Here is a 13474-nt window from a genome sequence, read left to right on the forward strand (position 1 = left end):
TGTACCGCTGGAGAAGTCTAACTCACGACTGCCTCGGAACGCGAAACGCCCTCGTCGGAGACGTTTTTCGGGCCCATTCTCGGGGCCGGAGTCAGCGTGATCAAGGTGGCCTCGGGCCGGCAGCAGAATCGCGCGGGCGCGTACGGCGAAGTTCCGAGCCCCGCGGAGACGTGCAGCTGGGTGTGCGCACCCCACTTCGACGGACCCTTGACGCGCGAACGGTCGATCTCGCAGTTCGTCACCAGAGCGCCGTAGAACGGCAGGCACAGTTGGCCACCGTGCGTGTGACCGGCAAGCACGAGGTCGTATCCGTCCTGGGCGAACTTGTCCAACACTCGCGGCTCCGGGGAGTGCGTGATGCCCAGGCGCAGGTCGGCCAACGGATTCGGCTGACCGGCGATGGTGTCGTATCGATCGCGCTTCAGGTGGGGATCGTCGACGCCTGCCGACGCGATCCGTACCCCGGCCACCTCGAGCTCGCGGCGTACGTGGGTCACGTCGAGCCAGCCGCGCTCGGAGAACGCGGCCCGCAGATCGCGCCACGGCAGCGAGTCGCCGGTGGTGCGCTTGTGGTTCTTGTCGAAGTACTTGAACGGGTTCTTCGGCTTCGGCGCGAAGTAGTCGTTGCTGCCGAACACGAACAGACCCGGCCGGGCCAACAGAGGTCCCAAAGCCTGTACGACGCTGGGGACAGCGCGCTGGTGCGAGAGGTTGTCTCCGGTGTTGACGACCAGGTCGGGTTCGAGGCGGTCCAACTCACGCAGCCAGTTCTGCTTCATTCGCTGGCCGGGCATCATGTGCAGGTCGCTGATGTGCAGCACGCGCAGCGTCGCCGAACCCGGCTCGAGCACTGCCATGGACGTCTCGCGGAGCGTGAACGCGTTGCGCTCGATGAGTGTGGCGTATCCGACGCCCAGCGCCGCAGCTCCCGCAGTCCCGATCACAGAACTCTTCAGCGGTGACGCACGGACGGCGTCTCGCGCCTGCTCTGCAGCCCAGCGCAGTTGCGTGGAGGCACCGCGCAGTTGTGTGGAGGCACTGCGCAGTTGCGTCGAGGTTCGGAGAAGCGAGGGACTGAAGTGAACGGACACCTCATCCACGATACGGCAGCAACCGGATATGGACGTGCGAGCCGGCGACTGTGACGTGCATGCCGGCGGCTGGGCCGCGTAGCGTTTCCGCCATGTCCGAACTCAAGGCTCGCCTCCGTACCGACCTCACCGCAGCGATGAAGGCGAAGGACAAACTCCGCCTGGCAACGCTGCGCATGATTCTCGCCGCCATCCAGACCGAGGAGGTCTCCGGCAAGGAGGCCCACGACCTGACCGACGACGACGTGCTCAAAGTGCTCGCCAAGGAAGCGAAGAAGCGCGGCGAGTCGGCCGAGATCTACACGCAGAACGGACGCGGCGAACTCGCCGCAAACGAGCACGCAGAGGCGCAGATCATCAACGAGTATCTGCCGACTCCACTCACGGACGAGGAGCTCGCCACCATTGTCGACACCGCCATCGCTCAGGTCGCCGAGGACCTCGGGGAGCGCCCGGCGATGAAGCAGATGGGCCAGGTCATGAAGATCGCGTCGGGACTCGCCGCAGGCAAGGCCGACGGATCGCGACTGTCGAAGGCTGTCAAAGACCGCCTGTAGTGCGCTACGCGCAGTGGTGCGGCTGAGTGCCCTCTGGGGCACATAACCGCACCACTGCCGCAGGCACTAGCGAGGTGCCGTGAGACCGGGAATAGCCGGAATCTGGATTCCTGGTGGTAGGTCGGGTATCCGGATCCCCGGCAGTGCGGGTGCCGGAGCCGGGGCAGGCCGAACCGAACCGTCACTGACGTAGATCGTGATGTTCGATCCGGGGACCGCAGAGCCCGACGGCGACGTCGACACCACCGTGCCGCGGGCAGCCTGGTCGGCTGTCGTGGCCACTGTCACCTGGAAGCCCGCACCCTGCAGGGTCGCGGTCGCCGACGACTGACTCTGCCCGGTGACGTCGGGTACCTGGCCGTTGGACGAGCCGCGCACGTACTTCTGGTCGACGGGCGGCAATGCGACGGGCCCGAAGTTGGTGGCGATCGGGCTCATGGCGTCGAACCACGTTCGGGCCGGCTCGTTACCGCCGTACAGGTTGCCGGACCCGCAGGGGCGCAGCGGGAACGAGCAGATCTCGCTGGGCGTCGGTGAGTCGCCGTAGGTGTAGACGGCGGCTGCGTAGTTGTTGGTGAACCCGAGGAAGCCCGAAGACCGGTGCGACTCGGTGGTTCCGGTCTTGCCGGACATCGGCAGCGACCAGCCGACGGAGCCGGCCGCGGATGCGGATGTGCCGCCTGCCTGGTCGTCCTTGCTCATTGCGTTGGCGAGGGTGTTGGCCAACCCGGGCTCGACGACCTGCTCACATGCCTGCTGGGTTACCGGGACGGGCTTGCCTTCGCGGTCGAAGACCGAATCGATCGGGGTGGGCGGGCACCATTTGCCGCCGGAGGCCAGAGTGGCGGCCACATTGGAGAGCTCGAGAGGGTTCACCCAGGTGGGTCCGAGGGTGAACGAGCCGAGGTTCTGGTCCTTCTGGAAGTCGGCCATCGATTGCTCGGCACCCGACGAGCCCGGGTTGGTGTACGAGCGCAGGCCCAGTCGAACGGCCATGTCGACCGTGGGCGTCACGCCGACCGACTCGATCAGCTTGACGAACGCGGTGTTGGGAGACTGTGCCAATGCGTCGGTGATGGACAGTGCCGGCGGGTAGTTGCCCGCATTCTCGACGCAGTAGGTCGCTGCCGGGCAGTTCCGGGCTCCGCCGTCGCCGACGCCTTTGACCTCGACGCGACGGGGGACCTGCAGAGTTGCGCTGGTTCCCAGTCCGCGTTCCATCGCGGCGGCGGTGGTGAAGATCTTGAAGATCGATCCGGCACCGTTACCGATCAGCGAGTACGGCTGGGGCTGGACGGTTTCGTCGGCGTCGGCGTCGAGACCGTATGTGCGGCTGCTGCCCATCGCGAGGATGCGGTGTTGATCCTGACCCGGTGCAACGACGTTCATGACGGTGGCGACGCCGTCGAGCGACGGGCTGGTGTTGCTGACCAGCGCGGCCTTGGTGGAGTTCTGCACCGAAGGATCGAGCGTCGTGCGGATGAGGTACCCGCCCTTGTCGATCTGCTCGCGGCTGATCCCGGCGTCGGCGAGGTACTGCAGTGCATAGTCGCAGAAGAACCCGCGGTCACCGGCCGCGATGCAGCCTCGCGGCAGGGTCTGGGGAACCGGCAGCACCCCGAGCGGCTCGGACTTGAGTGCGGCGAGCTCGTCGGCGCGTTCGGGGAGGTTCTGGATCATCGTGTCGAGCACGGTGTTCCGGCGCTCGAGCACGCCCTCCTCGTTGGTGTACGGGTTGAGGGCCGAGCTGGACTGCACCATGCCGGCGAGCATCGCGGCCTGTACGGCGCTGAGCTGGCTGGCGTCGATGCCGAAGTAGGTCTGGGCGGCGTCCTGGATGCCGAAGGACGCGTTGCCGAACGGCACCAGGTTGAGGTACCGGGTGAGGATTTCGTCCTTGGTCAGTTCCTTGTCGAGTGTCAGCGCCATCCGGATCTCGCGGATCTTGCGAGCGGGAGTCGTCTCGATCGCTGCGCGACGCTCGGCATCGGTCTTGGCGACGACGAGCAGCTGGTAGTTCTTCACGTACTGCTGATCGATCGTCGATGCGCCCTGCTGGACCTGCCCGCTGGTGGTGTTGGTGAGGAACGCCCGCAGCGTGCCCTGCCAGTCCACGCCCTGGTGCTCGGCGAAGCGACGGTCCTCGATCGAGACGATGGCGAGCTTCATCTCGTTGGAGATCTTGTCGCTCGGTACCTCGAAGCGGCGCTGCTCGTACAGCCAGGCAATGGGGGTGCCGTTGACGTCCGTCATGGTCGAAACAGCAGGCACTGCGCCCTCGACCAACTCGGCCGAGACGTTGTCGACGGTATCGGCGGCGCGGTTGGAGGCGTACCCGAACCCTCCGGCCAAGGGGAACATCACGCCGGCGAGCAATGCACCGGCGAGTGCTGAACATCCGGCGAGCTTCGCCACGGTTTTTCCGACTGACACAGAGGACAGCGTACGTGGGTGCCGCTCGGACCGGCGGAGGCCCGCACGTGCGGTGCGCTGCGCCCCTGCTCGGGACGGCCGTACCAGAAATGTGACCCTGCCGTCTTGCAATCGGGGACGGCTTTGACCTAAATTATGGACACGGTGTGATTCGCATAACACTTGATAATGAATGTGGGGCAGCTCCTAGAATTTGTGCTTCGCCTGGCGAGGTACAAACCACTTCGAGCCTCCGGGCCGTCCAGTGAGGACGTCCGCTACGCAAAGGGGTATCCGCATGCACACGACAACCGCGCCGACGCGACTCGATGTAGAAGAAGCAGAAGCACGCATCGCCTGGGTGTCGCACGCCCGTTGCAAGGGCACCGACCCGGACCAGCTCTTCGTCCGGGGTGCAGCGCAGCGCAAGGCCGCGACGATCTGCCGTCACTGCCCGGTTCTGATGCAGTGCGGTGCGGATGCGCTCGACAACCGCGTCGAGTTCGGCGTATGGGGCGGCATGACGGAACGCCAGCGCAGGGCTCTGCTCAAGCAGCACCCCGAGGTCGACTCCTGGTCCGAGTTCTTCGAGACCCAGCGCCAGCAGCAAGCAGCTATCTAGCCCCCTGCCGGTCCCGGCCGGCCCACGCCATGGCCGGGAACGGCTGATCTACCCCTTGCGGGTGAGCTGATCGGCCACCGCACGCAGCGCGGCCAAGTCGGACACCTCGAACGGCAGCGACGGAACACCGACGATGGGAACCCGTGGGTGGGCGCCGGTGAAGCGTCGAAGCAACCGCACCTCGCGTGCTGCCGTCACCGCACGTTGCGCGTGGATACGAAGAACGGCGGCAGTCAGATTCGCGCCGGGGTCGTCGATTCGATCGAGCAGATCGGCGGCCGTCGCGGCGTGGTCCGCCTGCACGGACGACAGCGTCGGATGCGTACGGTTCACCACCAACCCGGCCAAGGGCATCTTCTCTGCAGAGAGCCGCTCCACGAAGAATGCGGCCTCACGCAGTGCGTCGGGTTCGGCGGCGGCGACGACGAGGAAGCTGGTCCCGTCCTCGCGAAGCAATTGGTACGTACGCGTTGCGCGTTCGCGGAAGCCACCGAACATCGAATCCAGCGACTGCACGAAAGCCGAAGCGTCGGAGAGCATTTGGCTCCCGATAACCGTGGAGACGCCGCGCATCGCCAAGCTCATCGCGCTGGTGACCACGCGGGTGATACCGCGGCCGGGCGCAGTGAGCAGACGAATGAAGCGGCCGTCGAGGAACGAGCCGAGCCGTTGCGGCGCATCGAGGAAGTCCAGCGCATTGCGCGACGGCGGAGTGTCCACCACGATCAGATCCCATGAGGAATCCAGGGACAACTGCCCCAACTTCTCCATCGCCATGTACTCCTGCGTGCCCGAAAAGGACGATGCGACAGTCTGATAGAACGGGTTGGCCAGCACCTGCTCGGCCTTCTCCGGCGTCGAATGCTCGATGACCATCTCGTCGAACGTGCTGCGCATGTTCAGCATCATCGCGTGCAGTTCGCCCTTGGCGTCCGCGCCCAGCTTCACCGGCTGCGGGCTGTTGTCGAGATCGCCGAGACCGAGGGCCTGAGCCAGACGGCGAGCCGGATCGATCGTCAGCACCACCACGCGCCTACCCTGCTCGGCAGCGCGCAGCGCCATCGCGGCCGCGGTGGTCGTCTTGCCGACCCCGCCTGCCCCGCAGACGACGACGATCCGAGACGTGGGATCGGTCAGAATGCGATCGACGTCGAGTTCGGTTGCTACTGGTCGAGTCATCGGACACCCTGTTCTGCCAGCTTGGCGGCGAGCTCGTACAAGCCGCCGAGATCGACACCGTCGGCCAACATCGGCAGCGACATGCGTGCAACGTCGAGTTCGTCGAGCGTGGTTGCGCTCTCCACCTGAGCCGACAGCGTCGCCGCATGCTCGATGGACTCGGTGAGCAGACCCGCGAAGTCGGCGTCGGAGAGCGTGATTCCGGTCTTGGCGAGCCCGTCCGCAATGGCGGCGGCGTCGATCTCGCCCTCGGCGATCGCCTCGAGCGACTCGGCAGGCAGGTACGTCGGTTCGGTGCGATTGACGACGACCGTGCCCAGGCGGAGGTCCGCTGCTTCGAGCTCTCGCACCGCGTCGGCGGTCTCCTGGACCGGGAGCGCCTCGAGCAGTGTCACCAGATGAACGACGGTGTCGGCCGAGTGCAGCAGCCGCACCACGCCCTCACTCTGCGAACGGACCGGCCCGCCCTTGGCGAGATCGGCCATGGCCTTGGTGACGTCGAGGAAGTTTCCGATGCGGCCGGTCGGCGGCGAGTCGACGACAATCTCGTCGTAGACGCGGTTGCCCTTCTTGTCGGTCCGCACCACGCATTCCTTGACCTTGCCGGTCAGCAGCACGTCGCGCAGTCCGGGTGCGATGGTCGTCGCGAATTCGATGGCACCGATCTTGCGCATCGCGCGGCCGGCGAAGCCCAGGTTGTAGAACATGTCGAGGTATTCGAGGAACGCGGTCTCGATGTCGATTGCCAGCGCATAGACCTCTCCTCCACCGTCGGCCGAGGCCACGCGCGTCTCCTGCGGCGGTAGCTGCGGCACGTCGAACAGCTGCGCTATGCCCTGCCTGCCCTCGACCTCGACCAGCAACACCCGTCGACCGCCGGCCGCGAGCGCCAGCGCCAATGCAGCAGCGACCGTCGTCTTGCCGGTCCCGCCCTTACCGGACACGAAATGCAGCCGCGCGGCATCTGCCTTCGCCGGCCATCCCTCTTCGTTGGCTGTACCCACACCTCGACCATATAGAGGTCGATCCCGGGCGGCCGCTCGAAGTCTCTAACTCTGCCCGGAGTGTCGGCGGAGTCGGTCGACCAATCGCTGCGTGTACGCCTCGAGATCCGGAACCGCGTCGGGACAGGCCACCGTCGCGACGGTCACCGTGTCGCCGAAACCGAAGAAGCCGTGATTTAGGCACCGGCCGTCCTCGAGAGACGAGAAGCCTGCGGAGAAACGCGCGGCCGAACCACACAGTTCGAGGCTCGCGCGGCCACGGTCGACGCTGACCACCGTTGTCTGAGCGCCGACGCGCGAGGGTGTGCGGTCGCGTTGTCGGAACCTACGTCCTTGCACGAATCGGACGATCGGCGCAGGTACCCGCTCGTCCGCGCGCGCGAGGCGTAGTAGTGGTTCGGCCGTGACTCTGGCTCGCTCGTTTTTCAGCGACCCAGTGATCAGCTCGGCCCGTGTCTCGGGATCCGGCTCGTCGACGTGGAGATCGACCGTTCCCACCACTACTCGATTCGCTGCCCGCCACTTCGCGTCCGACGGCAGAGCCATCGGTACGAACGCCGCGACGGTACCTCCGGAGTCGGAGAGCCGACCGTCACCGTCGCCCAGGTACTCGTCGAGACATTCGCCGACGGCGCAGAGCGCGGACACCGTGACCGACGCAGTCCCCGCGCGAACGTCCTCCGCCGGCATCGGCACTATGCGCACGACTCGCTCCGGCCCGACGGCCCCGTTCAGCGCCGTGGCGGGCAGCGCAGGTAGACCGGGTGGTGCGCCCCGATAGGCGCGAACTGCTCGACGGGCCTCCCAACGTGATCGAGCGAGATCTATCGGCGCCCGGACCACCGCGCCGAGCACGCCCGCAACAGCGCTCCTCTGTTCGACGGGCGTCTTTCGCGGTAGTTCCTGCGCTGTCGCCGATGATGGCTCGAACAATGACCGAACCATCCTGGACACCCCCACGCCATCGGTGAGGGCATGCCCGACCTGCAGAATCACTATCGTGACCGCGCCCTGCACCAGCGGAGCACGACGAACGCCTCGCACCACGTGCAGGTGCCAGGAATGTTCTCTGAGGTCGAGACGGCCACGAAGCAGCCCGCCCACGAAGGCCTCGAACTCGGCCCACGACGCGCCGCGGAGGTCGTGGTCGGACATTCGCTCAGCCGGCGGGGAGATATCGGGTACCCATCGGGGATAGTCCAGATTCAGGAACGCCTCCTGTAGGCGCATCCCGAGACCGTGGACGAGGGGTGCACGAGCCTCCATGTGCGCGACGACCTCCTCGAACGAGGGCGCGGCACGATCGCCTGCGTCGAACACCGTCAGGGAGAACTGGTCTCGAGAATCACCGCGGTCACGCGCGAAGTGGTAGACAGCGTCCTTGATATCGAGCCGATCCATTCGACGACTGTAGTTCCGGCACCGCGCCACCGGCACCGAACGATAGGCTCATGCGTCATGAGCGAAAAGATCATCTGGGAGTACTTCACCGCGCCGGTGCTGATTCACGCAACCAAGCAGATTCTCGACAACTACGGCTCCGAGGGCTGGGAGCTCGTCACGATCATGGCAGGACCCAACGGCGGCGACACTCTGGTCGCATACTTCAAGCGCCCCAAGGCCTGAGCGCCCATGGCAATCTGGAGTGAACGACTGTCCGAGCTGGGCATCGTGCTGCCCGACGTGGTCCCGCCGCTGGCCGCATACGTTCCGGCCATCCAGGTGGGCTCGTTGGTCTACACCTCCGGCCAGCTGCCGATCGTGGACGGGAACCTGACGTCCGCGGGCAAGGTGGGCGCGGACATCACGGCCGAGGACGCCACCGCGGCGGCTCGGGTGTGCGCCTTGAACGCGCTGGCGGCCGTGCATGCGCTGGTCGGTATCGATTCGGTCGCGCGGGTGGTCAAGGCAGTCGGCTTCGTGGCGTCCGCGCCGGGATTCACCGGTCAGCCCGGGGTGATCAACGGCGCGTCGAACGTCATCGGCGAGATCTTCGGTGATGCAGGCAAGCACGCTCGCTCGGCCGTCGGTGTTGCGGAACTGCCCCTCGGCGCGTCGGTCGAAGTGGAGCTCATCGTCGAACTGCGCTGACGCGCAGTGGCGTGCTCGAGTGCTCTCTGGGGCGCTCTATCGCGCCACTACGGCGCAGCCGCACATGTCACTGCGGCGCAGCCGCACTGATGATTTTCTGTAGGTGCAGACCTCGGTGCACGGAGCATTCGTGGTCGATTCCCGAGTCGACGGATTCGAGGAATTCGTCCAGCAGGACGGCGTAGCAGTCGGTCGACGGGGTGGATCGGTCGGTGAGTGTCTCCACTCCGTCCGGTCCGCTCAGTTCGATGCGCATCAGCGACGGTATGATCGGTGTGCGCAGCGACAATTGGACGGTGCTTCGTGCGCCACCTTCGTGTTCGAGCAGTACCGTCCAACTGTCCGACGCCATCTCGCGGTGCGAATAGGCAACGCGGGCAATGGTTCCCAGTGCGGCGTCGAGTAGATCGAACACGTGTGGCCCGATGTCGAGGATCGCGCCGTCGTCGTGTCGCCATTGCGAATTGGCGTATCCCCCGCCGAGTACGGCACCGGAGAACCAGGTTCCCGAGCCCGCCGCCCACGGGCGTCCGGCGGTCGCGTCGAGGAATTGCCTTGTCTCCGGGGCGAATCGGAGCGTGAGCGTCACCATCGACCGCACGCCGGCTGCCGTGACGGCCTCAGCAAGTTCCTCGGCCTCGGCCACGGTTGCCGCAATCGGCTTGTCCAGCAACACATGTTTGCCTGCGTGCACTGCGCGGAGGGCGTATCCGGCCTGCACGGCCGGTGGCACTGCGAACGCCACCGTGTCGACTGCGTCGAGCAGGGCGTCGAAGGATTCGTAGACCGGTGCGCCCAACTGCGCCGCCGCCTCGGGCTTTCGGGCCCACGCTCCGGCGAAGTCGACGGCCGGATGGGCGAGGAGCGAGGGGGCCTGAGTCTTGCGGGCCCAGGGTCCCGCTCCGACGAGTCCGATCTTCATGACTGTCGACGGTAGTCCGCATGGACACCTCCTGGGGCAGGCGACCTACAGTATTTCAATGGCCGCCTCGAACCCCCAGCATCCCGCGTACGGACTTCTCCGGCAGGTGACGCCCACGGCGTCGGTTCTGCTGGCCGACAACCCGGGCAAGATGACGCTCGACGGGACCAATACCTGGATTCTGCGGGCACCGGGGTCGGACGAGTGCATCGTCGTCGATCCGGGGCCGAAGAACCGGGGCCATCTCGACGCCGTCGCCGCGTCGGGCACGGTGGTACTGACGTTGGTGACCCATCGCCATGCCGATCACACAGCAGGCCTGAAGCGGTTTCACCGAAAGACGGGGGCACCGGTGCGGGCGGTGGGGGAGGAGTTTCTGTACGGCGATGCGAAGAGTCTGGCCGACGGCGAGGTCATCGAGGCCGCCGGACTGCGCATCGAGGTGCTCAGCACGCCCGGTCACACCGCGGATTCGGTCAGTTTCGTTCTGGACGACGCGATCCTGACGGGAGATACCGTCCTCGGCCGCGGCACCACGGTGCTCGATCCGAAGGACGGCTCACTCGCGGACTATCTGCAGTCGTTGGACCGGCTCGAAGCGGCGGGCGCAGGGAAGACCGTACTTCCCGGGCACGGGCCGGAGTTGCCGGACACCGCCGAGGTGGCGCGAGCGTATCGCGCCCACCGTCGGCAGCGGCTCGATCAGGTTCGCTCGGCGCTCGCCGAGATCGGCGAGAACGCGAAACCGATGCAGGTGGTACGTCACGTCTACTCGGACGTGGACAAGAAGTTGTGGCCGGCTGCGCGCATGTCCGTGAAAACGCAGCTGGCCTACCTTCGCCGAAACGGCTAGCTAGCGAGCTCTGCGGGCCAGTCGCTCGGAGTCCGAGATCAGCACGGACTTGCCTTCGAGGCGCAGCCATCCGCGGTGTGCGAAGTCGGCCAGTGCCTTGTTGACGGTCTCGCGAGACGCGCCGACGAGCTGCGCGATCTCTTCCTGCGTCAGGTCGTGGGTGACGCGCAGCGATCCCGCTTCCTGGGTGCCGAAGCGCTGGGCGAGCTGCAACAGTGCCTTCGCGACGCGTCCGGGAACGTCGGTGAAGATGAGGTCGGCGAGGTTGTTGTTGGTGCGGCGCAACCGGCGGGCCAGTACGCGCAGCAACTGCTCGGCGATCTCGGGGCGCTGGTCGATCCAGTCCTTGAGTGCAGCCCGGTCCATGCTCACCGCGCGCACCTCGGTGACCGTGGTGGCCGAGGACGTACGGGGGCCGGGGTCGAAGATGGACAGCTCGCCGAACATGTCCGACGGTCCCATGATCGTCAGCAGGTTCTCGCGGCCGTCGGGGGAGCGTCGCCCGAGCTTGATCTTGCCGGAGACGATGATGTAGAGCCGGTCTCCGGGCTCGCCCTCGTTGAACACCACGTGTCCACGGGGGAAATCGACAGGCTGCAGCTGCTTCGTCAGTGCCGCAACCGCAGAGGGTTCGACTCCTTGGAAGATGCCGGCCCGTGCCAGGACGTCGTCCACTTGCGCTCCTTTTGGGATGTCGGTGACGCGGTAACCCGCATCACCGAAAGCGTTTGTACACAGTTCGTGCCACTCACCGAACTGCGGTGCAGTTCAGGCGTCGACGCCGATCCGATGATCAAACACAACAATTACCTCAGGGGAGTCTACTTCGAGTCGGTCGAAACCGAGTGATCGACGCCACCACAGGTTGCCAGAGGTATCGCGTGTGTGTTCCCGTTCACCGGAAATTCATCGAAATCACGACCATTGGGATGAATCGGTCGTTCAGCTGGCGCGTTGGTCGACCATGCCGTCGCGCGTATCGATCGTTCGCGGCGGGGTCTGGCGGCGCTTGCGGGTGTTGAATCGGGCCAATGCGTGCGGAAAACCCTCGTTCGCCAGAGTGGCGACCTCGGACGTGCTTGCTTGATCGAGGAATTCCTGCACTTCCTGCTCCCGGACGCCGATCTTGCTGAGCCGGAACTCGACGCGTTCCATCGCGAGTGCGAAGAGCATGAGTAGTACCGGAAAGAGCACCACGGCGAGTCCTTGCATACCGGCCAGTTAACACCGAAAAGGTCTCGATACAAACACAGCTCGGTGCGCTCGCGTAGTTCGTTACGCATTCTTGTCCGTACAGTTGTGGGGTGGATTCGACAGCTCCGAAACGCCCCGACGTGCGCAAACGCGAGGAGACTCATCTCGGGCTCGTGCGCCGGGCCCGTCGGATGAACCGGACGTTGAACACTGCCTTTCCGCATGTGTACTGCGAACTGGACTTCACCACGCCCCTCGAACTCGCCGTCGCGACCATCCTGTCCGCGCAGTGCACCGACAAGCGCGTCAACATGGTCACCCCGGCACTGTTCGTGAGATACCGCACAGCCCGCGATTATGCCGAGGCCGACCGCACCGAACTCGAGGAGTACATCCGCACCACGGGGTTCTACCGCAACAAGGCGAACTCGCTGATCGGACTCGGGCAGAAGTTGCTGGAGAACTACGACGGCGAAGTGCCCGCGACGCTGAAGGATCTCGTCACTCTTCCCGGGATCGGTCGCAAGACGGCCAACGTGGTGCTCGGAAATGCGTTCGACGTTCCCGGAATCACCGTCGACACTCATTTCGGACGGCTCGTGCGGCGCTGGCAGTGGACCGAGGAACAGGATCCGGTCAAGGTCGAGCACGCTGTCGGCGCACTCATCGAACGCAAGGAGTGGACGCTCCTCTCGCATCGCGTCATCTTTCACGGCCGACGCGTCTGCCATGCCCGCACGCCTGCGTGTGGGGTATGCATCCTCGCCAAGGACTGCCCCTCCTACGGGACGGGTCCGACCGACCCCGCTACCGCGGCTGCGTTGGTGAAGGGTCCGGAAACCGAACACCTCCTCGCCCTCGCCGGAATCGTGCCGTGAACAAAGCTGCTCTGCGGTGGTCTCTGGTCGCGCTGATCCTGGTGGTCGGCATGGTCTACGCGCTGTGGCCGCGCAACGACGTTCCGGGCGTGCAGCCCCAGGAGGGTCCAGGCCTCGGGCAGCGGGCACCGAGCACGGGCGAGCGTCGCGCTGCCGACACCCCCGAGGCTCTCGCCCCGCTGCGGCGCGAAGCCGCGCTGGCCGCATGTCCTACGCCGTCGGGCGTTTCCGCGGCGGGCCCGTTGACGGGTATCACCCTCGAATGCATCGGTGACGGCTCGAACGTCGATCTCGGTCAGGTGCTCGCCGGTCGCCCGGCACTGCTCAACATCTGGGCCTACTGGTGCGGGCCGTGCGCGGAAGAGCTGCCCTACCTGCAGCAATACGCGCAGCGAGCGGGCGAGAAGATTGCAGTGTTGACGGTCCACAACGACGCCAACGAGGCCAACGGACTGACTCGGCTCACCGATTACGGCGTCACCCTGCCGGGAGTTCAGGACGGCTCCGGGCGCGTGGTCGCGGCCGTCGGAGCGCCGAACGTGTTGCCCGTGTCCGTTCTGATATCTGCGGATGGCACTGTCGCCAAGGTGCTACCTCAACCTTTCAGAAGCGTCGACGACATCGCCGACGCAGTGCGCGTGAACCTCGGAGTCGACTCGTGAGCGCACCCG

The 13474-nt window shown here is 65.9% G+C and carries 15 protein-coding genes; 7 read left to right on the plus strand and 8 right to left on the minus strand.

The genetic code is table 11. The annotated features are described in order from the left end of the window. Positions 1-17 precede the first annotated feature (17 nt). Entirely contained in the window at positions 18-956 is a 939-nt protein-coding gene (locus ACNEOT_RS05160) for a metallophosphoesterase (RefSeq protein WP_415973654.1), read from the minus strand. A gap of 227 nt (positions 957-1183) precedes the next feature. Here ACNEOT_RS05160 and ACNEOT_RS05165 point away from each other — a divergent pair, with 227 nt between their 5' ends. Then, on the plus strand, positions 1184-1648 hold the full coding sequence (locus tag ACNEOT_RS05165) for a GatB/YqeY domain-containing protein (protein ID WP_037187848.1): 465 nt from the start codon (positions 1184-1186) through the stop codon (positions 1646-1648). 66 nt (positions 1649-1714) lie between these two features. Here the strand turns inward: ACNEOT_RS05165 and ACNEOT_RS05170 are convergent, their stop codons facing one another. Next, positions 1715-4063, minus strand: a complete 2349-nt coding sequence (locus tag ACNEOT_RS05170) for a penicillin-binding protein (RefSeq protein ID WP_415973655.1) — start codon at positions 4061-4063, stop codon at positions 1715-1717. A gap of 295 nt (positions 4064-4358) precedes the next feature. Here ACNEOT_RS05170 and ACNEOT_RS05175 point away from each other — a divergent pair, with 295 nt between their 5' ends. Beyond that, positions 4359-4682, plus strand: coding sequence for a WhiB family transcriptional regulator (locus ACNEOT_RS05175; RefSeq protein ID WP_008712729.1), 324 nt, complete (start codon positions 4359-4361; stop codon positions 4680-4682). A gap of 48 nt (positions 4683-4730) precedes the next feature. Here ACNEOT_RS05175 and ACNEOT_RS05180 read toward each other — a convergent pair whose 3' ends face one another. The 3 genes from ACNEOT_RS05180 to ACNEOT_RS05190 are packed head-to-tail and all read right to left on the minus strand — an operon-like array spanning position 4731 to position 8266. Then, the gene (locus tag ACNEOT_RS05180) at positions 4731-5861 is read right to left on the minus strand and encodes an ArsA family ATPase (RefSeq protein WP_415972682.1); all 1131 of its coding nucleotides are present in this window, start codon (positions 5859-5861) and stop codon (positions 4731-4733) included. Further along, positions 5858-6865: an ArsA family ATPase gene (locus ACNEOT_RS05185; protein WP_415972684.1), complete on the minus strand. Its 1008-nt coding sequence runs from the start codon at positions 6863-6865 to the stop codon at positions 5858-5860. The genes ACNEOT_RS05180 and ACNEOT_RS05185 overlap by 4 nt, the downstream gene beginning before the upstream one ends. Positions 6866-6910: 45 nt before the next feature. Then, entirely contained in the window at positions 6911-8266 is a 1356-nt protein-coding gene (locus ACNEOT_RS05190; RefSeq protein ID WP_415972686.1) for a wax ester/triacylglycerol synthase domain-containing protein, read from the minus strand. A 57-nt stretch (positions 8267-8323) separates the two neighbouring features. Between ACNEOT_RS05190 and ACNEOT_RS05195 the strand changes: the two genes are divergently transcribed. Beyond that, complete coding sequence (locus ACNEOT_RS05195; RefSeq protein WP_094609297.1) at positions 8324-8491, plus strand: DUF4177 domain-containing protein; 168 nt, start codon at positions 8324-8326, stop codon at positions 8489-8491. A 6-nt stretch (positions 8492-8497) separates the two neighbouring features. Then, the gene (locus ACNEOT_RS05200) at positions 8498-8956 is read left to right on the plus strand and encodes a RidA family protein (protein WP_415972687.1); all 459 of its coding nucleotides are present in this window, start codon (positions 8498-8500) and stop codon (positions 8954-8956) included. 67 nt (positions 8957-9023) lie between these two features. On the opposite strand, the gene ACNEOT_RS05205 is transcribed toward ACNEOT_RS05200, so the two are convergent. Beyond that, the gene (locus ACNEOT_RS05205; RefSeq protein ID WP_415972689.1) at positions 9024-9878 is read right to left on the minus strand and encodes a Gfo/Idh/MocA family protein; all 855 of its coding nucleotides are present in this window, start codon (positions 9876-9878) and stop codon (positions 9024-9026) included. Positions 9879-9936: 58 nt separating this feature from the next. On the opposite strand from ACNEOT_RS05205, the gene ACNEOT_RS05210 reads away from it, so the two are divergent. Further along, complete coding sequence (locus tag ACNEOT_RS05210) at positions 9937-10731, plus strand: MBL fold metallo-hydrolase (protein WP_415972690.1); 795 nt, start codon at positions 9937-9939, stop codon at positions 10729-10731. Here ACNEOT_RS05210 and ACNEOT_RS05215 read toward each other — a convergent pair whose 3' ends face one another. Both ACNEOT_RS05215 and ACNEOT_RS05220 read right to left on the minus strand, forming a co-directional pair. Beyond that, entirely contained in the window at positions 10732-11406 is a 675-nt protein-coding gene (locus ACNEOT_RS05215) for a Crp/Fnr family transcriptional regulator (RefSeq protein ID WP_027494494.1), read from the minus strand. Positions 11407-11673: 267 nt separating this feature from the next. Continuing rightward, a complete protein-coding gene (locus tag ACNEOT_RS05220; protein ID WP_415972692.1) occupies positions 11674-11943 on the minus strand; it encodes a hypothetical protein in 270 nt (89 codons plus the stop codon). A gap of 173 nt (positions 11944-12116) precedes the next feature. Here ACNEOT_RS05220 and nth point away from each other — a divergent pair, with 173 nt between their 5' ends. Together nth and ACNEOT_RS05230 are read left to right on the plus strand one after the other, a co-directional pair. Further along, positions 12117-12803 (plus strand): endonuclease III, encoded by a 687-nt coding sequence (nth, locus tag ACNEOT_RS05225; protein ID WP_415973657.1) that lies wholly within the window; start codon positions 12117-12119, stop codon positions 12801-12803. A gap of 50 nt (positions 12804-12853) precedes the next feature. Further along, positions 12854-13465, plus strand: a complete 612-nt coding sequence (locus tag ACNEOT_RS05230) for a TlpA family protein disulfide reductase (RefSeq protein WP_415973659.1) — start codon at positions 12854-12856, stop codon at positions 13463-13465. Positions 13466-13474: the final 9 nt, after the last annotated feature.

It is taken from the genome of Rhodococcus sp. 077-4, from assembly GCF_047782425.1.
Taxonomy (GTDB): domain Bacteria; phylum Actinomycetota; class Actinomycetes; order Mycobacteriales; family Mycobacteriaceae; genus Rhodococcoides.

Excerpts from the sequence above, each read along its gene's own strand:
- ACNEOT_RS05230 (WP_415973659.1), top strand. The coding sequence starts at position 12,854 with ATGGTCTACGCGCTGTGGCCGCGCAACGACGTTCCGGGCGTGCAGCCC.
- ACNEOT_RS05200 (WP_415972687.1), top strand. The coding sequence starts at position 8,498 with ATGGCAATCTGGAGTGAACGACTGTCCGAGCTGGGCATCGTGCTGCCC.
- ACNEOT_RS05180 (WP_415972682.1), bottom strand. The coding sequence starts at position 5,861 with ATGACTCGACCAGTAGCAACCGAACTCGACGTCGATCGCATTCTGACC.
- nth (WP_415973657.1), top strand. The coding sequence starts at position 12,117 with ATGAACCGGACGTTGAACACTGCCTTTCCGCATGTGTACTGCGAACTG.
- ACNEOT_RS05190 (WP_415972686.1), bottom strand. The coding sequence starts at position 8,266 with ATGGATCGGCTCGATATCAAGGACGCTGTCTACCACTTCGCGCGTGAC.
- ACNEOT_RS05205 (WP_415972689.1), bottom strand. The coding sequence starts at position 9,878 with ATGAAGATCGGACTCGTCGGAGCGGGACCCTGGGCCCGCAAGACTCAG.
- ACNEOT_RS05165 (WP_037187848.1), top strand. The coding sequence starts at position 1,184 with ATGTCCGAACTCAAGGCTCGCCTCCGTACCGACCTCACCGCAGCGATG.
- ACNEOT_RS05210 (WP_415972690.1), top strand. The coding sequence starts at position 9,937 with ATGGCCGCCTCGAACCCCCAGCATCCCGCGTACGGACTTCTCCGGCAG.
- ACNEOT_RS05220 (WP_415972692.1), bottom strand. The coding sequence starts at position 11,943 with ATGCAAGGACTCGCCGTGGTGCTCTTTCCGGTACTACTCATGCTCTTC.
- ACNEOT_RS05175 (WP_008712729.1), top strand. The coding sequence starts at position 4,359 with ATGCACACGACAACCGCGCCGACGCGACTCGATGTAGAAGAAGCAGAA.
- ACNEOT_RS05195 (WP_094609297.1), top strand. The coding sequence starts at position 8,324 with ATGAGCGAAAAGATCATCTGGGAGTACTTCACCGCGCCGGTGCTGATT.